The organism is Clostridium intestinale DSM 6191 (assembly GCF_900130055.1).
In the GTDB taxonomy this organism is placed as follows: Bacteria; Bacillota; Clostridia; order Clostridiales; family Clostridiaceae; genus Clostridium_T; species Clostridium_T intestinale.
In genome coordinates this window covers 354,841-374,001 of the sequence record NZ_FQXU01000003.1, presented here as the reverse complement: position 1 = coordinate 374,001, position 19,161 = coordinate 354,841, and the positions used below count along the sequence as shown (strand labels likewise).

Here is a 19,161-nt window from a genome sequence, read left to right as displayed (position 1 = left end):
GTTTAATCTCCCATTATAGGTTTTGAAGTAGTTGCACTATTTTTTATTTGTACTTTTGATATTACCTCAACTTCTAAATTTTCGAAGTTATATTCCCAATTATCTGACAATTCTTTCCAGAGCTTAGGATAATTTTTATGTAATGTTATTCCAAATCCAAAAATATCTGATTTATATTCTTTTTGTATCATATTTATGGAATTGTAAATACTTTCTTCAAGCATATTAGCTAATTGCTTCTCGATTACTTCTTTTTCTTCGCTGGTATTGAAAGGCTGCTGAGTTTGATACTCTGCAATTGATACTATCGTATCTGTAAAAACTTGAACTTTCATTTTATCTTCATCAAATTTATATTTTACTTTTGTACGATTTTTAAAAATCTCAAAAGAAATAGGTTCTGAAGATTTCCTTCCCAGTACTAGTATCCCTGTTTTTATTTCATCAGTAGTAAAAAGTATATATTTAGCTATATCTCCGTCTATCATACCTACAAGTTTATCATCTTTAATTACAGCCATACCTTCAATTCTAGGAACTTCTTTTTCTCCACTTTTATCTATAAATATCAATGGAAGTGATGTATTTGCCTCTTTTTGTTTCAAGATATCTAGAAAATCCCATAAATCAACTTTAGGAGCAGTTGAAACATTTTTTTCATTTTGTATTACTTTAGCTAAATCAAAAGAAACTATCATATTTTCATTTCTTTTAGTCATAAGTACTTCTTTAGCAGTTTTTTCTTTTGATATTAATAAATATATATCAGTTCTAGTTTCTGCATCCCTAATGTACCAGTCAATAGCTTTGCTTAAGCCGTCTTTAGCTAATTCCTTACTTATAATTACAATCTTAGCATGTGAAAAATAAAGCCTTCTACTTGAAACTGAAATCATATTCCGAATAATATCAAACAAACTATCTCCACAAAGAGTTACATATTCTGAATTATTAGATATATCCTTTCCTTTTTTTATATTAACTATCTCAATCGTAACCTCATATTTACCATCAAGTTCATTTCTATCTATTGCTATACCTGCTACCACTGAGAGATTGTTAATTTCCCTATAATTCCAACAACCAGTAAAAAGATATGCACTTATTATAATCATAACTATAGATTTAATTTTTCTTTTATTTTTCATCTCTAGTACCTATCTTTTTTCCCTTTAATGTAGTTTTAACTGAAACTTTATAAGAGTTTAAATTAAGATACCACCATGGACTACGTATAAAAGTGTCTTTGATATTTTCCATTTTTATAGTTCCAACCTTTAGCATGTATGGAACTCCAAAAGAGCTTAATCCCATTGTGTATATCAAAACACCAATAATTCCAAATACAATCCCATACAACCCCATAAAAGACGCTAAAAATAAAAATATGAACCTTAAAAATAAGTTTACGCCTTTCATTTTTATATTTAAAAGTGCAACTATACCTGTTAATCCAACAACAATTACTATAGGAGCACTAACAATTCTGGCTTCTACTGCCGCTTGCCCTAAAACTAGAGCTCCAACAATACTAACCGCCTGCCCCATATCAGATGGAATTCTTGTTCCTGCCTCTCTAAGTATTTCGAATATTATTAACATAGCTAAGGCTTCTACTATTGTTGGAAAGGGTACACTTTCTCTAGCAGAGGATATTCCTAAAAGTAGAGGAGTGGGTAACATTTCTTGATTATAATTTACTAGAGCAACATATAACGAAGGTACACTAACTGAGAAGAAAAAGCTCAATATCCTTAACAATCTATTAAAAGATGTGAAGAAAAAATTAGCATAATAATCCTCATTAACTTGAAAATACTCCATAAATAGAAATGGCAATGTTAATGCAAATGGTGTTCCGTCAACAAGCAAAGCAACTCTTCCTTCGAGTACCTTGCCTACAATAACATCTGGACGCTCAGAGCTTCCAATTGTCTCGAAAGGAGATAGTGGATTATCTGTTATCATTTCTTGAATATACTCAGAATCTAATACTCCGTTTATATCTATTTCATCTAGCCTAGAATTTAACTCATCTAAAATTTTTTGTGGAGCTAATCCTTCTATGTAGCATATGCATATTCTTGTATTTGTCTCACTACCAGCTTCCCTAAACTGAAATCTTAAATTAGGATTTCTAACTTTTCGTCTTATTAAAGATATATTTGTTATTAGTGATTCTGTAAAGCCTTCCTTTGGTCCTCTTAATGTTTTTTCAGTACTAGGCTCAGTTATATTTCTCATCTTCCAACCCTTAGTATTGATTACCATGCAATCAGAAAAACCTTCTAAAAATACAAGGGTATCTCCAAGTGTTATTGCTTCTATAATTTTTTGAATATCATTTGTTATTTCAATGTAAGTAGATATTATTATTTCATTTTGTATTAAGTCAAATAAGTTTTTGTCACTATCAAAATCTGAAAAATTACAATTCATAATAGGTTCAATTACTGTTGCACTAATAAAGCTATTATCTATCATCCCCTCAAAATATATAACACAACATTGTAATTCTCTATTAAATCTATTTTTAATAGTTCTGACTTTAAATGTACCATCGTCCATAAAAATATCAGAAAATAACTTCATGTTATGTTGTATAGATTTTGTTAAACTTGATTCTTTAGAATTAAACTTCGTTTTTTTACTTTCCTTAACCATTACATCACCCAATAATTTTATTATCTAAATTAATATGATTTTATAATTTCCTATATAACAAAAAAATATCCTAAAATAGAAGTGTTTTTTCTATTTTAGGATATATTAACTAACTATTAGGTATTTTTAGTTCTTTTTTTCCTGTTACCGAACTCTTTTCATCCATTTTAAAAGTTGATTGAGCCTCTTCATTTACAAAATATATATTTCCGTCTACTTTTGCATCAACAAGCTCAAAGTTTTTTGAAGCTACATATAAATCTCCTTTGAAAGTACCGCTCTGTATTCTAGCATTTAAACTATTTATAGCTAATTTAGGTGCTGTAAGAGTATATCTAGCAGTAACTTTCTTATTAGCATCTTGAGCATAAAGAGCTAGTTTACGTTGGTATGTTTCATTTCCTTGTTCATCTTTTTTACCATTTTTAAAATCACCTTCTAATGCTATATCATGATCAATAGTTAAATCATTAAGAATAGCAATAATCCATGTTCCATCCTTACTTATTGCTTTATCAAAATCTTCTTCCTTATTAACTATTGAAGGAGTTGTTACTACATCTGTAGTTTCATCCTTTTTAGTATCTTCAGTTTTCGTGTCTTTAGTTGTATCTGTATTAGCTTTACCACATCCCGCCAATATAGATAAGCTTAATACCAATGTTGCAATAATACTTAATATCTTTTTCACTATAATTTCCTCCTCATATTTATATTTATTAATCCTTATTAGGCTTTACTGCCCTAATATTGTGTGAATATGAAACCGGCATTATACATTCTTTTTTATTCTTTAGATATTTGTTACAGAAGTTCTTTAAAAAAATTCTTAAACTCATTACATTTTAATACTAATTTAACAATTATCCTAAAGCCGTGATTTAATCAAAAGCATATTATAGCTATATTTGGCAATTTAATACAATTAAAATTATTAAAAAAATTTGTTTTATAAAACACATAATTTGTGTCATTTACGACACCTGAGAATATAATGTAATATAAATAGCTAATGACAAAATTCGATAAAAACTCTTTTATTTTATCGAGACATTATTTTATATGAGGAGTGAAATAATTATGGCATGTAATACAAATCAATGTTATAGAAGTCAATATACTCAAAGAGGAAAATGTCAGCCTAAAAAACCAGAATGCAAAAGATTAATCCAAACTCCAGTTGTTATAGGTTGGGGTGAAAAACAAGAATTAGTTATAGCAGATTTATTAATATCCCCACCAAGTCCATCTGTTTTCCGCATAATAGGTGTTGATGAATTTGTTGTTATAACAAGCACAAAGTTAATACCAATTTGCAGCAAAAAAGGTGAACATTCTGCAAAAGTAATCGTTGATGGATATATAGATAAAAACATCAACTATAAAACTATAACAGATTTCACTGCAGCTGATATAAACGGTCCAGTATATCACTTTACAACAAGAATACCTTTTAGCACTTTTGTTGAAGTAAAAACATGTGAACCTGTAAGTGATTATTCTGATGCTTACGGAGCAAACTGTAACAAATGCCATCACAGAGAGCATTATGACGTAGAAATATTGGATGCATTTGTTGAAGGAACATCAGATGAATTATTGGATCCAAATCCAGTAGCTGCAGGTGCTCCTGAATGGGCTGTAACCTATAACAGAATTCTTGAAAGAGTTCTTGTTCGTGTAGAATTAAAAATCACAAAAGATTCCCATTTATCAATATAATTGTTTAATACTATTTTTAGGTAGTCTTCGGACTACCTTTATTTTTTAAAATCTCGTATTTTTACAAAGAAATAGCATATTATTTAATAGTTATTTATAAAAAGGAATGGTGAGTATGTATAATTATAGATATCCTATAGATAATTTTGATTTAAAAAAGCCTGGCAATATATTAAAAGTAATGGGTGAGGGAATTGTAAATGTAAAGCCTGATATAGCTCAGGTAGTTATAGGCGTTATAACAGAGAACATAAAGTTAAAAGAATCTCAAAATGAAAATACTCGAATAGTCAACGGAATAATTTCATCACTAACTAACATGGGAATTAAATCTAGTGATATACAAACTACAAATTACACTGTAAGAATAAAAAACGACTATGTAGATGGAAAAGAAATCTTTAGAGGATACGAAGTAAGTAACTATTTAAAAATTTCAGTTACGGACATAGATTCTGTAGGTGAGGTTATAGATGTTTCTGTAGATAAAGGGGCTAATTTTATAGATAAAATTAATTTTGTTATTTCTGATACAACAAAATACTACAATCAAGCTTTGAAACTAGCTATTGAAGATGCTCAAAATAAAGCTATTATAATGTCTAGTAAACTAAAAGCAAAAGTTAATATATTACCACTAAAAATAGTCGAAAAGACTCATATAAGTAACGAATTCTCACCATCATTAGCATTAAAAACATCAAATTCTACACCTATAGAAGCAGGGGCGACTTCTATACAAGCCATTATAGAAGCAGTATTTGTTTATATTTAAAGCCTTTACAAAAGTATTTAGTTTATATTTACTAAATACTTTTGTTTATTTAATTTAGTATCTATGATAAAATCTACTTGTATTTAGCAATAATAATTTTACAAGGAGAGTAGTTAAATTGGATTCAAAAAAAGATATCAAAATTAAAGGAACCTTATCTCTTACTGATTACAGTGATCTTAATAAAATTTATATGCGTAATATTTTCAAAAGGATGGTAGCAATTGTATTTATATCATTTCTAGTTATGTATGGTATTTTATTTTATAAGAGATATGGCGTTACGTTTGTTGTTATAGCTTCTTTATTGGGTTCTGTATTCGTTTATATAGCAATATATATAGCTACAAGCATTAAAACAAAAAGAAGTTTTAAAAAGAATTCTTCAAATAAATTCAATTACATATACACTATAAATAAGAATGGAATACATGTTCAATCAGAGTCAGGTGGACGTCAGTATTATTGGAAGGATGTAACTGATTCTTTAAAATACAATAATTTATACATATTTTATGTAAGTAGATCTCAAAGCATATTAATTCCCGAAAGATTTTTTAAAGATCCAACTGAGCATGATACATTTAAAAATTTTCTTTTTGCTAACTTTGAAAATCCACAAATAGATTAATCAATAAGAGACCATTTTTTGCTGAAAGTGGTCTTTTAATTATTTTCTATGCGAATAAATTTAACTAATTTAGTTAAAATTATTTTTGGAGGTGATTTTATATGGATGGAAATATAGAATTATTAAATTATATCTATCAAAATTCTGAAATGGGAAAAGATACATTAACTCAGCTAATAAAGATGACTACAGATGAAAATTTTAAAAACAACCTACAGTCTCAATTAAATGAATATAATAGTATCTTTAATGAAGCAGATGAAAAATTAAAATCTAATAACAAAGAATCAAAGAGCATAGGTACATTAACTAAAGTTTCTACTTATATATCTATAAACTTTAATACCTTAATAAACAAAACTCCTTCACATATGGCAGAGATGTTAATCCAAGGTAGTACTATGGGCATAATTGATATAACTAAAAAAATTAAAGAGTATAAGAGTCAAGATCAAACAATATTAGGTTTAGCTAACAAGTTACTACAATTTGAGCAAAAAAATATTGATGAGTTAAAAAAATTTTTATAAAAATTCTAAAGCTATGCAAATAGTTTATTGCATAGCTTTTTTGAATAAAATATTGAGCATGGCTCCCAAACCCGCATTAACACTATATATAGTTATATAGTTATATAGTTATCTATATATATTCCTCGAAATTGAAAGATCACTTTAATCTAGTACAAAATTAAAATATTTGATAAACGAGGTAGTTATTTTGAATTTAGAATTAGAAGTTAATGGCTTTAAATATAATATTACTTATTCAGAAAGTGAAATAAAGAAAATATTTATTCCTTTATTGAATAAATTAATATCCATAAGGAGACAACGTAATAATCGTATTATAGTGTTTCTAGCTGCACCACCAGCTACAGGTAAATCTACATTGGCTTTGTTTTTAGAGCAGTTGAGTAAAAAGTTAACGGATTTTTTTTATGTGCAAGCTTTATCTTTAGATGGGTTTCATTATACTAATAGCTATTTGAAAAATCATAGAGCTACTATTAACAACAAAGAATATATTCTATATGATATAAAAGGGATGCCTGAAACTTTTGATTTTGAAAGTTTATATAAGTCTATTAATAATCTTAAAAATAAAAATCTAAAATGGCCTATATATGATAGAACTTTACATGATCCAATATATGATGCTATTGAGGTAACTTCAGATATAGTTATTATCGAAGGTAACTGGCTTTTACTAGCAGAAAATAAATGGGACAAACTAAATGAATTATGTGATTATAGTATCTTCATTGAGGCTGATGGTGATATATTGAAAGACAGATTAATTAAACGAAAATTAAAAGGCGGAAGTACCTATAATCAAGCACTTGAATTCTATCAAAGAACTGACAGTAAAAATGTAAATAGAGTTATGGAACATAGATTAAGTTCTGATATTACTTTAAAGCTCTTAAAATCTGGGGAATATTCTTTAAAGACAGAGTTATGAAAAGGTTAGTGAATAATTTTTGGCAAGACAATCAAATAATAACTATAATTATGAAAGGAGTAGTACTATGAAACATAATGATTTGCTAAATGCTCATAAATACCTAAAGTCTTATTGGATAGATTCTACTGATACTACTAATTATCCATCACTTCAAGAAGATATAAATGTTGATGTCGCTATTATTGGTGGCGGAATAGTTGGAATAACTGCAGGATATCTATTAAAAAATAAAGGAGTTAACTTTGCTATACTTGAAGCTAGTCAAATTGTTCAAGGAACTAGTGCCTTCACAACCGCAAAAGTGACTTCTCAACACAATCTTATATATGAAACTATTAAAAATTCCTCTGGCATAGAACACGCAAAACAATACGCAGACGCAAACCAATCTTCTATAAACTTTATTGAAGATACAATAAATATTCATAAAATTGAATGTGATTTTGAAAGATTACCAGCATATGTATACACAAATGATGATTCATATATTAAGAAAATAGAAAATGAAGCAGAGATTGCCTCTAGTCTTGGAATAAAGGCTAAAATAACTAATTCCCTTCCTATAAATATTCCTATTAAAAATGCTCTAGTATTTGAAAACCAAGCCCAATTCCATCCTAGAAAATATCTTCTAGCGTTAGCTAACTATCTATCAAAGGAATGTAATTGTATTTTTGAAAACACAAGTGTTTTAGACATAGAAAAAGGGGATTCTATCGTAATAACTACTAGTGCAGGAAAAAAAGTAACCGCATCTAAAGTTATAATATCCTCACATTTTCCATGTTATGATGGGTTAGGTTTGTATTTAGCAAGGCTTAGACCAGAAAGATCTTATATCGTAGCCGCTAATATAAAGGACCCTTTTCCTAATGCCATGTTTATAAGCGCCGAAAAACCAACACGGTCTTTAAGATACCAAAATAACAAAGGAAAACAACTAATACTAATAGGTGGAGATGGACATAAAGTCGCCCATGGAGAAAACTTCAGCACTCATTATTCTAATTTACAGAAATTTGCTCAAGATACCTTTAAAGTTGAAGATTTTTTATATAATTGGTCAGCCCAAGATTATATTACTCTAGATAAAATACCTTATGTTGGTAACCTATCTCTATCAGATAAAAACATATACGTAGCTACAGGTTTTGGTAAGTGGGGTATGACAAATGGAATAGCTGCCGCTAGAATACTTGTAGACAAAATTCTATCAAAAAATAATCCTTGGGAAGAAGTGTATAATCCATCTAGATCACTAACTTTACGTGCATATAAAAACATCGTTACAGAAAACTTTGATGTTGCTAAAGAATTAATTATGGGAAAATTAAAAGGTGGAGAAACTAAGGTTACTTTAAAAATAGGGGAAGGCAAGGTTGTTGATATAGATGGTAATAAATACGGTGCATACAAAGATGAAAATGAGGTGCTTCATCTAGTTGATGTAACTTGTACGCATTTAGGATGCGAATTAAAATGGAACGATGCAGAAAAATCTTGGGATTGTCCGTGTCACGGATCAAGATTCTCGTATGATGGAGAAATATTAGAAGGTCCTGCTACCCACAAATTAAATCATTATAAAGAAGGTACCAATAAAATACATCCTAATTTTGTATAATTTTTTTATTAATGTGATATGAATCATATTTATAAACTTTTTAAAGCATTATACTATTTCTTATAGAAATATGGAGGAAGTAGTATGCTTATAAATTTTATTAAACTAAAAAATAAATCTGTTTCTAAGGAAGAACTTAAAGAAACAACTAAAGTCACAGAAAAAAAAGATAGTGATATAGTTGCTTTTATAAAATCTTTAAAATCTTTAATAGAGAAAACTGTAAGTCAACATCATGTTGTAAATAACCAACATAACTCATTATCCAAACTTGCAGACAAGATAAAATTACATATGAGTAACTTATCTAGTTTAGCCGATAAAACAAATATCTCAACTCAAAATCTTCATTCTGAAAGTAAGAATTTAGATATCACAACTAATGCTTCAGTGATTAAATCTAAAGAAGGAAAAATTGCTATTGAAGAGATGTTCAGCATAATAAAAACTCTTCAATTAGAAAACCAAAACAGTATGAGCAGTATAAATCAGCTAGTATCTAGATTCAATCAGGTTAATGAAATAGTTGGTTTAATAACTAACATAGCTACTCAAACTAATCTTTTGGCTCTTAATGCAGCTATAGAAGCAGCTAGAGCAGGCGAACATGGAAAAGGATTTTCTGTTGTTGCAGTTGAAATAAGAAAATTATCAGAAATGACTAAAAAAAGTACTACTGATATATCCCTTTTAATTGAAAGTATAAAAAGTGATACTAAAACGGTGTTAAACAATTCCTATAAATCCAGTTCAGTAATTCAAGAAGGTGTAAAAGCCTCTAATATTGCTGTAAATAAGGTTGATGAAAGTTTATCTCACATATATTTAGTAGATGAAAGAGTAAAAGAGGTTATTAAAACTCTTAATTCTCAAATAACAAAGATAGAGGATATGCATCTTGAAATTAATGATATTTACGATATTCTCAAAATAACTACTGATACTATACTAAATCATATAGATGAAGCTAGCTTAGTAGATGCTCAGCTTTTAGATATAAAGGAAAAGTTATCTTCTTATGAAATTAATATTGTAAAATAAATAACTACCACCTAAAGCTAGGTGGTAGTTATTTATTTTATGTCAACTATCTCATTTAAGCCATATTGAAATTTTTGTAACAATATCTTTTTATTTAAATAAATTATTAATAGAGTACTCTCTATGGAGGAAAAATGAAAGGTGAAAAAATAGATTGTATAGATTCAGGCACAAAATTTTGTCCTTGTCATTTAGCTGAAGCTGGGGAATGTATCTTATGTTCACAACTTCATGGTGAATGCTTTTGTGATTGTTTAAATTGGAAAGGAGTATGTATATATCAAGGATGGATAGCTAACGGAGAAAAAGCAAAAGAAGGAAGAAAAACTTATACTTGTAATATATTAGAGGCCGAACTTTATGAAAAAGACTTATTATATATAAAATTTTCTTTACCTGAGGATTTATCTTTAGATTTAATGAATCCAGGTAGTTATATATTCCTAAGAACTGATGAAAATTTCTATTTTGATGTTCCTATATCTATAATGGACTGCAATATAGATGATAATACTGCCTCTATATTAATTGAAGTAAGAGGAATTAAAACTAAGAGGTTATTAACTGCTAAAGCTAATGATCCGTTAGTTATTAGAGGCCCCTATTGGAATGGTATATTTGGATTAAAAAATATAAAAAACACTGTAAATTCTAATTGTTTAATTCTTGCCAGAGGTATAGGTGTAGCTCCTATGATACCTGTTATAAAAGCACTTCAAAAACAAAATAACAACTTAAATATTATAATTGATAAAGCTCCTTATAAAGAAGTATATGTAGATGATTTATTATCGTCTTTGAATCTAAGCTATACGGAAGCTAACCTTCTGGAAACAGGAAAACTTACTGATAAATGTAAAACTATTATAAGAGATTCTATAGAAAAAGATAATGCTAATCTAATACATTGTGGTGGAGCGGATATACTTACTTTCAATGTTATGAATTTCTTAGATACTATAAAAGCAGATGATGTTAGTTTGTCTTGTTGCAATAATTCCAAGATGTGTTGTGGTGAAGGGGTTTGTGGAAGTTGTACTGCTCGTTTTGCAGGTCACGTAGTTAAAAGGCTATGCAAAGTACAATCAGATCCAAGAAATATTTTTGAAGGAAGGAGATTTATATGAAAGTTCTCGTTATTGGCGGTGGATGGGCTGGCTGTACAGCCCAGACTAAATACCTTCAAAAATTTCTAGACGAATCTTCTTAGTATCACTATCCCATACCACGTTTTTAATGATGGTAGATATCATTTTTTGTTGCTCTGATACTGGTAGAGTATCGAAAGTATCAAGGATAGACTTAACCTGAGCATAAAAGGCTTCTTTATTATTTTTAGTATTCATAGATTCTAAATTCAATCTTTCAAGTTCTAATAATTTAAATTCTAAATTCTTATTTTCAGAATTAATATCTTCAACCTTATCTAATATGCTCTTAGCGATATCATCACTAGCAAGAGCCAATCTATTTAATAAGTTATCAATCATTTTCTTATTTTTAGCTAAGTTTTTATTTAAGTTTTTAATCTGAGAATCATACTTATTCATATCAGAAGTATTAAACAAACTCTTATCTAGTTCTATATTGCTTAAAGATTCTAAAACCTTCTTTTCTACAAAATCAGCTCTCAAAAACTTAGAATTACATTCTGATCCATTCTTCTTACCGCTACATCTAAAGTATATGACAGTTGAGCCATCTTTTTTAGTTTTTCCTGGATAAACAAACATTCCAGATCCACATTTACATTTAACCAGGTGAGCTAAGAAAGTTTTATCACTTATTCTTGGCTTAGGATCACTAGCTTTTTCATTTAATTTCTCTTGAACATTTACCCATAACTTAGAATCAATAATTGCTTTATGTTTACTTACAGAAACTAACTGATCTTTGCTTTTAGTTTCTTTCTTACCATCTTTTCTTTGTCTACGATTATATGGTAGATAACCATTACCGTTTATTTCACCATAAACACTGTAGCCTTGTAATTCAAGATATTTAGCTGATACATAATCAGACTCACAATAAACTGGATTTCTTAATATATTTAATATTGTCTTATTAGGAACATTTAAAGCTTTCTGTATTTCATATATAGTGGAACCAGTAGAGTAGAGCTTAAACATTCTTTCTATCATTGGAGCTATAGCTTCATCTAATTCTAGATACTTAGCTTTCTTACCATGCTGCTCAACCTCAATAACTCTATATCCAGTTGGGGGAGTTCCACCAGACCATCTACCCATCCTACCAAGACTCTCCATGGAATCCTTAACTCTTTGCTTTATATTATCTCTTTCAAGAGCTGCCATACCTGCATACTGAAGCATTATCATCTGGCCAATAGTAGTAGTGGTATTAATATTTTCAGAAATACTTATAAATTGAACTCCATGTCTGCTTATCAAACTATAGGTATCCCAGAAGTCTAAAAGATTTCTAGACATACGATCTATCTTATAAACTGCAACAACATCAAATAACTTAGATTTAATCTTATTCATCATTCTTTGAAATGATGGTCTACTGGTATTTCCACCAGAAAAACCTTCATCTTCAAAAATCTCAAAAGAGCACTCCTTACCTTCAAAATACTTCTTACATAACTCAATCTGAGACTCTATAGAAATTGATTGTTCTCTATAAACTGATTTTCTAGAGTAGATTGCTATCCTTAGCATGAAATCACCTCACATACTATATTATTTATTATGATAAAGGGGAATTTATGAAGCTTTATTTAAACATCTTTAAAACTCCAAAATTAGGATCAAAATAAACAATATAATTATCTTTTTTCAAAAAAAGGCCATATTTATTTCTATAATATTCAATGGCATCTCTTAAGAACTTTTCAGTCACATCTAAGTGATTCGCCATCTCATAGAAATTTCTACAGCCTTTATTAAAAGCATTTATAATATCAATAATGCCAATAAGTTTTTCATAAGCCCAGTTACGAGCAACTTTCTCTTGTTTCTTATTTTCAATCTTAGACTGATCTGTAATATCTCCATAAGTATAAATATGATGGCCTAGCTCTTCTGCAAGAACACTAAGCTTTTGACTTTCAGTTAAATTACTATTTATCAAAACCTTAGAGTCAGAGTAGTAACCACATTCTTCATCATCACCAAAGTCAATTTCCTTAACATTTACACCTAAAGACTCAGCCTTAACCAAAAATTCTTCATACTTTGTCATGTAATCTCCTCCTTGCGATTACTTTTCCTCATCCATTTGCTTAAATATTTCCTTAGCTTTTTCTATTCTTTCTTTAGCCTTATCTGGATCAAGTCCATCATCATGAGCAGCAAAAGTAATATGTTCTCCTGTACATCTACTATACTCAACACTTAATACAGTATTAACTGTATGCTGTCCTTTTGAATCTAACTTTCTATATTTAGATATTAGGTTGTTTTCATCTTCAGTGATATCAGCTATTGAATTATCATTGCTTAATTCATCTTTTTCCCTAAATACATCAACAGAACAATCAAGAGCATTCGCTATAGCAAATATAGTTTCATATGCTGGGTTTTTAGTCTGACCATTTAAAATTTTATTTAGTGTTCCTATTGGTACACCTGACTTTTCTGATAACTGTTTCGAAGTCATTCCTTTTTTCTTTTTAATTTCATTAATTAGTTCTAAGCCCATATAAATTATCACCTCGCTATTAATATATCCCTTATATTACCTGCAGTCAATATCATTTTGACCAAATACGGTAAATTTTTTCCCAAAAAGGCATTGACATTAACCGTATTTGGTATTATTATAAAATCAAGATAACCGAATACGGTTAATTGGGAGGTGAGGAAATGTTTCCTAACTTAAAAGCAGAGATGGCTAGGAGAAACATTAGTATAAAGGAAATCTCTAATGTTCTTGGAGTAAGTGAAAAAACTGTTAGAAACTATCTTAATGGTAGAAGTAAAATCTCATGGTTTGATGTTATCAAAATTCAAAATTCTTTTTTCCCCGAGCTTAAAGTAGGTTACTTATTTGATATCAATTTAAAAGATCATTCATTCAATAATTAGTTGTTAAGGAGAGTAATGATATGGAAGAGGATAAAAAAATGACTGCTCAAGAAGTTCTAACTCTCAAGCAGTTGATAGAAATAAATAACACAATTAAATCTATTCAAACATGTATAACCATTTATGGGTGTAGCTTAATAATGTTAATTACTATATTAACCGTCGTTATTTTGAATTAATTTTTGTAATCAAAAGGGGAGTGAAGAGGTGGAAAACTATCTAAAACTAGAGCCTATATACGCTGAACTTAATAGAGTTACTAATGAAAAAGCAGAGGAATTAATTAAAGAACTAAAGATAACTTGTAATACTTATAAAGATTTGTACAGTAAATTAGACTTATTTGATAAACAAATCAGATTTACTCGTGATAGTAATAAGTTTGTTAATGCAGCACTAATAGCTGAATCAAAAAGGCTTTTAGATAAAGAAGTGAACGATTTGCCATTAAGTAAGGCTTTTGTAGAAAATAGCAATGAAATAGTAAACAATAAATCAAGTATTGATAGAGAAGTAAAAAAAGCTTTGTCTGTTGCATCGGAAAAAGGAATTTTAATTGAAATAGATCCAGAATCATATTTAGGAATTGAGATTATGAAGCAAAGTAAATCAATTATTAATCAAAATTCTGAAGTTAGAGATTTAAAAAGAGAAATCAAAGAATTAAAGAAAATTATGGTTGAAAAAATAAGTAACAGAAATCTTTAAATTTCATATAATATATCAGCACTACAAGGGGGATCACTATGAAATACGAGGAAATAGAAGTTGAGATAGTGGGAGACTTGAGTAAAGTCAGTACTATTTGGACTCAAATGTTAATTGATGTTTATTTCAAGTATCCAGAACTATTTAACAAAGATAAAAAAATAGAAGAGAAGCATAAGGATAACTAGGCTGAATAGCCTTGTCCCAAAACTTAACATAATAATGTATTTGTAAATATAGGAGTTAATTATGGATAGAAATAAAAAGATTGAACAGCTAAAGAAAGAGTTAGACAAGCATCTTATTAATCATTCAACATTAGATCCTAAGAGTTTAAAGCTAAGTGAAGAACTAGATCAGTTAATAGCAATAGAGCAGAGGGAAAGAGCTGAATGGATGCAGTAGCTAAAAGTGATTGGATGCTTATTAATGACAACAAATGTCTTATATGCTGCAAAGAAGGTCCAGCAGTTAATTCATGGGTTCATTGTCCAAGATGTGAAGGAGTTGTTTGTATGTCTCACTGTATGAAGTGTAGATACTTAGATGATAGGACAAGCCTCATCTTTTGCAGATATAGAAAAAAAGAATATTTAAATACATGAAAAAACACATTACTTTTACTTGGCGGTAGCGTAATGTGTTTTCTTTAAAAGAAATCAAGTGCAAATCTATATGAATATTTTACCATATAGTTGGCACTAAAACAATAAAAACTTGCTACATTATAAGGCTTTAGTGGCCTTGTAATAGGTATTATCTTTTCAACTAAGGAGTTATAAAAAGAGAAGAGATTAAAAGGTAGGAGGGGTAGAAGTGCCATATAGAGAGAAAAGAGTTTATACAGGAGAAGGGGGTAAATATTTAGAGGTAGATTATTATCCAATAAGTTTACAAGAGAGAAATAAGAAGAGGAAACAGAAAATTAAGGAGTCTTTACCTAAGCAGAAAAATCTTAATGATAAAAATGTTAGAAGAAACTTAACCAGACTTTTAAATAATAACTTTACTGATAGAGACTTAGTATTACATCTCACATATAAGGATGGATATTTACCCAAGAGTGAAAAGGAAGCCAGGAGAGATGTAACAAACTTTTTAAGAAGAGTTAAACATTATAGAAAGAAACAAGGCTTACCAGAATTAAAATATATAGCAGTAATAGAGTACAGAGATCAGGAAGAGGGAAAGAAGCCTATAAGGATTCATCATCATGTAGTACTAAGTGATATGGATAGAGATGTAATAGAAAATCTATGGGGAAAAGGCAGAGCTAATGCAGACAGACTTAAAGCAGATGAGTTTGGGTATGAAGCTTTAGGTAAATACATTACTAAAGATCCTAAAGGTTCAAAAAGATGGACTCAATCCAAGAACCTAAAAACCCCTACAGTAAAAGTTAATGATTTCAGATTCAGCAAAAGAAAGATAGAAGAAATGTCTAAATATCCAGATGATAAATTCCTATTTGAAAAACTTTATCCTGGATACATATTTACTAAATGTGATGTACAAGTAAATGACATAGTAGGCGGTACCTATATGTATTTAAAAATGAGGAAATTAGAATGAGGGAGGCGCCATCATGTTTGAAATAAAAGTTGAAAAAATAAAAGGATTCAATACCTTAAAAGTTAGCCAGGACATGTTCCGTAGATTTCTAAATAATTTTCTAGACTCCTGGGAGAAAGACACTAGAGAAACAATAATTCCTTTAAAGATTTCAAAAGTCAAATCAAAAGACTATTTGAGATTTGATTACATGATCCTAGGTAAAAAAGAGTGGCTTCATGTAGTTGGTTCTAATATCTGGTACTAGGAGGAGGTAAACATGAGTCTAGCAGATTTTATGAAATATGTTAATGATAGAGCTGAAAAGAAGAAGAAATTAAAAGAAAAAGGTGAAAAAGAAGCTAGAGACTACTCAATAGAAAATAGCTTGAGAATAAATAGAAGGCTTAGTACAGAGAGAAGAAGAAGGAATTATAAATGGTGAGATGATTTATTCCTGGGATAAGAGGGGGTGAGGTAATTTTTTTAATGTTCTTTGAAAATTAAATAATGCGGTATTAAAATCGAGATATTAATTTCAAAATCCCTTTAGGATATTGGTAATTAATGATAATATGGTACTACATACTTATTATTACAAAATGTCGGAGGGGGACTATGGAGAAAAAAAGAAATTCAAGAGTTGGCATTATATCTTTTGTATTTGCAGTTTTACCTATATTGTATATGATAATACAAACTTTTATAGATGTATACTTTCCTAATCAAATGCAATTTGGTAAATTAGCAGCTCTCACACTTATAACTATTAACATTATGTTTGCATCATTTCTTACAAGTTTTATATTAGGAATAATAGCTGTTAGAAAAAAAGAATGTAAAAGAGTCTTGCCAATAATCGCACTAGTACTAAGTAGTTTATTTTTATTGATTATGACTATATCTGCTATAGGAATTTTACTTCAAATTTTAAATATGTAATTTACTAATACCGTAATATTCAGAAATGAGTTTTACGGTATTTTTATTTTTAATACGTATTCTACAAAACCCGTTATAACCCGCATAAACACTATATATTCTTAAGAATATTAGAATATATCTTTTTAAAAATATTTAAATATAGGAATATATATTCTTTCAAAATTTAAATGATGAGAAGAGATTATGACCGTTAAAGAGTTAAAAAGTATAATAGAAAGTTTAGATGGAGATACAGAAGTAATATTAAAAGAAGGTGATAACTTCTATGATACATTTCATGTATTAGTTGAGATTGATGGAGTACAGTATCTTACATTGACAAAAGAAGTTGGTTCAAATGAAGAAGCCATAGCTCTAGAAACTTTAGAGATATTTAATGAGAAGAATATAAACTACTCATTAGATCCAACGACTGGAGAAATAAATTATCCTAGTGTTGAGGATAAGGAGAGAGGGGAGAAGGTTATTAGGGAAGTTGAGATAGATTATTGTTAGTTTGAAATTATAATGAAATAAATAGTTCTTTGAAAAATGAATAATACGGTGTTAAATAATGATTAATATATAGAATTATATAAATGAAAAAATTCCATTTATATGATATAATTTCTATTATATTGAATTTGAATCGTAGCCAAATATTTTTGAAATACTTGTTCGGAAGTACTTTAGTTTTTGGTGAAATTATATCTGTTAATTATAATTAACTATTTTGGAAGGTGATATATTGGACAAGTGCATATATTTATACAAGCAAGGCTCTAATTTGACATACGATAGTGCTGAACATATTATACCAGCTGGACTAGGTGGCATAAAAAAATTACCAAAAGGATATGTGTCTGACCAAGCGAATAATCTTTTTTCAAAATTTGAAGCGAAAGCAATTAGATACTCCCTTTTAACTGGCAATAGGTTGCGACATGGCCCAGGAAAGCGAGGGAATCAAAAAGTTCAAAAGGAAAAAACGCCAGCAATTATATTATTGAAAGGAGAAAATATTATTGGTTTAAATCTAGGTTATATATTTATGGGTTTAGCATACATAATACCTCAAATTTCATGTGAATTTAATTGTCTTTCTGGAGAGTTAAAAATTGATTTCACTGGAGATCATTTAGAAAATAATGACTTCTCTGAGTACTTGGTTACCTTTAAAACTAAATTAGTTGATTTTCTATTAAACAAAGAAAGAACTTTTACTTTCATTGAAAATGACGAAAAATCTATTAAGTCATTTTACATAGGTCTACATAAAAACAAGTGGTATATCTCATCTAGTGATCCTTCTTTTAGACTGGATAATTACATCAATATTATTATGAATTATTTTATTAAGAATTCAATAAATCCTCTTGGGAAAATGAATATTAATTTAATTAATAATACGAGCAAGTCAGCATTTAAGTATACATACCCAATTGATATTACAGATATGGGTTTTTTCTACTTGTTCTTAAAAATTGCGTTTAATTCCTTGGCGTACTTGTTAGGACAAGAAATGGCTTTATCTAGCAGTTTTGATGATATAAGGCAGGATATTATTAACTGTGAGAATATAAATAATTATCTTCTCCCTCGTAGTGAATGTAGAGAGTTATTCGATAATTATGTAAAAAATTTAAAAAATAACGAACATTATATCTTTATAGTCTCTAAAGGAACAATGCTATATTCCTATGTTTCATTATATAATGAATGGCATTCGTATATGGCTTTATCAAATAACTATCAAGGAGAACCTATTGTGTCAGGTTTTATTTGTGATTGGAAATCGAAAAATGAATATGTATATACGGAAAACTGCACCTAACAAAAGTTTATGTGTATCTTGGCTTGAAAATATATGTAAGAATTTATCTGATGAAGATTTTAGAATGACGATATCTTGGGAACTAGAAAAGCATGAGAATAGTCAATATCCATTAAAAGATATCCTTAATAAATATTACGTAATTTACACTGAGTAATAAAAAAAGAA

26 protein-coding genes are annotated in these 19,161 nt (G+C 28.9%); 20 read left to right on the top strand and 6 right to left on the bottom strand.

Features of this window, described 5'->3' with window-relative positions:
• Window positions 1-2: 2 nt before the first annotated feature.
• The 3 genes from BUA92_RS02050 to BUA92_RS02040 form a co-directional block, all read right to left on the bottom strand.
• The gene (locus tag BUA92_RS02050; protein WP_073016214.1) at window positions 3-1,148 is read right to left on the bottom strand and encodes a Ger(x)C family spore germination protein; all 1,146 of its coding nucleotides are present in this window, start codon (window positions 1,146-1,148) and stop codon (window positions 3-5) included.
• A complete protein-coding gene (locus BUA92_RS02045; protein WP_073016212.1) occupies window positions 1,138-2,664 on the bottom strand; it encodes a spore germination protein in 1,527 nt (508 codons plus the stop codon). Before BUA92_RS02045 ends, BUA92_RS02050 begins: the two co-directional genes overlap by 11 nt.
• A 109-nt stretch (window positions 2,665-2,773) precedes the next feature.
• Window positions 2,774-3,355, bottom strand: a complete 582-nt coding sequence (locus BUA92_RS02040; RefSeq protein WP_073016210.1) for a hypothetical protein — start codon at window positions 3,353-3,355, stop codon at window positions 2,774-2,776.
• 389 nt (window positions 3,356-3,744) lie between these two features.
• Here BUA92_RS02040 and BUA92_RS02035 point away from each other — a divergent pair, with 389 nt between their 5' ends.
• The 8 genes from BUA92_RS02035 (at window position 3,745) to BUA92_RS02000 (ending at window position 11,051) form a co-directional block, all read left to right on the top strand.
• On the top strand, window positions 3,745-4,386 hold the full coding sequence (locus tag BUA92_RS02035; protein WP_073016208.1) for a DUF3794 domain-containing protein: 642 nt from the start codon (window positions 3,745-3,747) through the stop codon (window positions 4,384-4,386).
• A 115-nt stretch (window positions 4,387-4,501) separates the two neighbouring features.
• On the top strand, window positions 4,502-5,161 hold the full coding sequence (locus BUA92_RS02030; RefSeq protein WP_073016206.1) for an SIMPL domain-containing protein: 660 nt from the start codon (window positions 4,502-4,504) through the stop codon (window positions 5,159-5,161).
• A gap of 118 nt (window positions 5,162-5,279) precedes the next feature.
• Window positions 5,280-5,792 (top strand): YcxB family protein, encoded by a 513-nt coding sequence (locus tag BUA92_RS02025; protein ID WP_073016205.1) that lies wholly within the window; start codon window positions 5,280-5,282, stop codon window positions 5,790-5,792.
• Between the two features lie 101 nt (window positions 5,793-5,893).
• Window positions 5,894-6,322 carry a hypothetical protein gene (locus tag BUA92_RS02020; protein WP_073016203.1) on the top strand — a complete coding sequence of 143 codons (429 nt, stop codon included), beginning with the start codon at window positions 5,894-5,896 and terminating at the stop codon, window positions 6,320-6,322.
• Window positions 6,323-6,512: 190 nt separating this feature from the next.
• A complete protein-coding gene (locus BUA92_RS02015) occupies window positions 6,513-7,256 on the top strand; it encodes a nucleoside/nucleotide kinase family protein (RefSeq protein WP_073016201.1) in 744 nt (247 codons plus the stop codon).
• Window positions 7,257-7,323: 67 nt separating this feature from the next.
• Window positions 7,324-8,883 carry an FAD-dependent oxidoreductase gene (locus tag BUA92_RS02010; protein ID WP_073016199.1) on the top strand — a complete coding sequence of 520 codons (1,560 nt, stop codon included), beginning with the start codon at window positions 7,324-7,326 and terminating at the stop codon, window positions 8,881-8,883.
• Window positions 8,884-8,967: 84 nt separating this feature from the next.
• Window positions 8,968-9,924, top strand: coding sequence for a methyl-accepting chemotaxis protein (locus BUA92_RS02005; protein WP_073016197.1), 957 nt, complete (start codon window positions 8,968-8,970; stop codon window positions 9,922-9,924).
• A 134-nt stretch (window positions 9,925-10,058) separates the two neighbouring features.
• The gene (locus BUA92_RS02000; protein WP_073016195.1) at window positions 10,059-11,051 is read left to right on the top strand and encodes a sulfide/dihydroorotate dehydrogenase-like FAD/NAD-binding protein; all 993 of its coding nucleotides are present in this window, start codon (window positions 10,059-10,061) and stop codon (window positions 11,049-11,051) included.
• A 45-nt stretch (window positions 11,052-11,096) separates the two neighbouring features.
• Here the strand turns inward: BUA92_RS02000 and BUA92_RS01995 are convergent, their stop codons facing one another.
• From BUA92_RS01995 to BUA92_RS01985, 3 genes are read right to left on the bottom strand one after another with little or no spacing between them, the layout of a single operon-like run.
• Window positions 11,097-12,608: a recombinase family protein gene (locus BUA92_RS01995; protein ID WP_073016192.1), complete on the bottom strand. Its 1,512-nt coding sequence runs from the start codon at window positions 12,606-12,608 to the stop codon at window positions 11,097-11,099.
• A 55-nt stretch (window positions 12,609-12,663) separates the two neighbouring features.
• Window positions 12,664-13,131 carry an ImmA/IrrE family metallo-endopeptidase gene (locus BUA92_RS01990; protein WP_073016190.1) on the bottom strand — a complete coding sequence of 156 codons (468 nt, stop codon included), beginning with the start codon at window positions 13,129-13,131 and terminating at the stop codon, window positions 12,664-12,666.
• Window positions 13,132-13,149: 18 nt separating this feature from the next.
• Window positions 13,150-13,590, bottom strand: coding sequence for a helix-turn-helix domain-containing protein (locus BUA92_RS01985; protein ID WP_073016189.1), 441 nt, complete (start codon window positions 13,588-13,590; stop codon window positions 13,150-13,152).
• 164 nt (window positions 13,591-13,754) lie between these two features.
• Between BUA92_RS01985 and BUA92_RS01980 the strand changes: the two genes are divergently transcribed.
• The 12 genes from BUA92_RS01980 (at window position 13,755) to BUA92_RS01935 (ending at window position 19,150) form a co-directional block, all read left to right on the top strand.
• Window positions 13,755-13,976 (top strand): helix-turn-helix domain-containing protein, encoded by a 222-nt coding sequence (locus BUA92_RS01980; protein WP_073016188.1) that lies wholly within the window; start codon window positions 13,755-13,757, stop codon window positions 13,974-13,976.
• Window positions 13,977-14,183: 207 nt separating this feature from the next.
• Window positions 14,184-14,684: a hypothetical protein gene (locus tag BUA92_RS01975; protein ID WP_073016187.1), complete on the top strand. Its 501-nt coding sequence runs from the start codon at window positions 14,184-14,186 to the stop codon at window positions 14,682-14,684.
• 38 nt (window positions 14,685-14,722) lie between these two features.
• Window positions 14,723-14,872: a hypothetical protein gene (locus tag BUA92_RS23135; protein WP_175550830.1), complete on the top strand. Its 150-nt coding sequence runs from the start codon at window positions 14,723-14,725 to the stop codon at window positions 14,870-14,872.
• A 61-nt stretch (window positions 14,873-14,933) separates the two neighbouring features.
• Complete coding sequence (locus BUA92_RS01970; protein ID WP_083553364.1) at window positions 14,934-15,089, top strand: Spo0E family sporulation regulatory protein-aspartic acid phosphatase; 156 nt, start codon at window positions 14,934-14,936, stop codon at window positions 15,087-15,089.
• Window positions 15,077-15,289 (top strand): hypothetical protein, encoded by a 213-nt coding sequence (locus BUA92_RS01965; RefSeq protein ID WP_073016186.1) that lies wholly within the window; start codon window positions 15,077-15,079, stop codon window positions 15,287-15,289. The genes BUA92_RS01970 and BUA92_RS01965 overlap by 13 nt, the downstream gene beginning before the upstream one ends.
• Window positions 15,290-15,500: 211 nt before the next feature.
• The gene (locus tag BUA92_RS01960) at window positions 15,501-16,256 is read left to right on the top strand and encodes a rolling circle replication-associated protein (protein WP_073016185.1); all 756 of its coding nucleotides are present in this window, start codon (window positions 15,501-15,503) and stop codon (window positions 16,254-16,256) included.
• A 13-nt stretch (window positions 16,257-16,269) separates the two neighbouring features.
• Window positions 16,270-16,503 carry a hypothetical protein gene (locus tag BUA92_RS01955; protein ID WP_073016184.1) on the top strand — a complete coding sequence of 78 codons (234 nt, stop codon included), beginning with the start codon at window positions 16,270-16,272 and terminating at the stop codon, window positions 16,501-16,503.
• 12 nt (window positions 16,504-16,515) lie between these two features.
• Window positions 16,516-16,680, top strand: coding sequence for a hypothetical protein (locus BUA92_RS23130; protein WP_175550829.1), 165 nt, complete (start codon window positions 16,516-16,518; stop codon window positions 16,678-16,680).
• Window positions 16,681-16,853: 173 nt separating this feature from the next.
• Window positions 16,854-17,177, top strand: a complete 324-nt coding sequence (locus tag BUA92_RS01950; protein WP_073016183.1) for a hypothetical protein — start codon at window positions 16,854-16,856, stop codon at window positions 17,175-17,177.
• Between the two features lie 186 nt (window positions 17,178-17,363).
• Entirely contained in the window at window positions 17,364-17,675 is a 312-nt protein-coding gene (locus BUA92_RS01945; protein ID WP_073016182.1) for a hypothetical protein, read from the top strand.
• Between the two features lie 217 nt (window positions 17,676-17,892).
• Window positions 17,893-18,993 carry a hypothetical protein gene (locus BUA92_RS01940; RefSeq protein WP_139259271.1) on the top strand — a complete coding sequence of 367 codons (1,101 nt, stop codon included), beginning with the start codon at window positions 17,893-17,895 and terminating at the stop codon, window positions 18,991-18,993.
• Window positions 18,968-19,150, top strand: coding sequence for a hypothetical protein (locus tag BUA92_RS01935; protein ID WP_139259269.1), 183 nt, complete (start codon window positions 18,968-18,970; stop codon window positions 19,148-19,150). Before BUA92_RS01940 ends, BUA92_RS01935 begins: the two co-directional genes overlap by 26 nt.
• Window positions 19,151-19,161 lie beyond the last annotated feature (11 nt).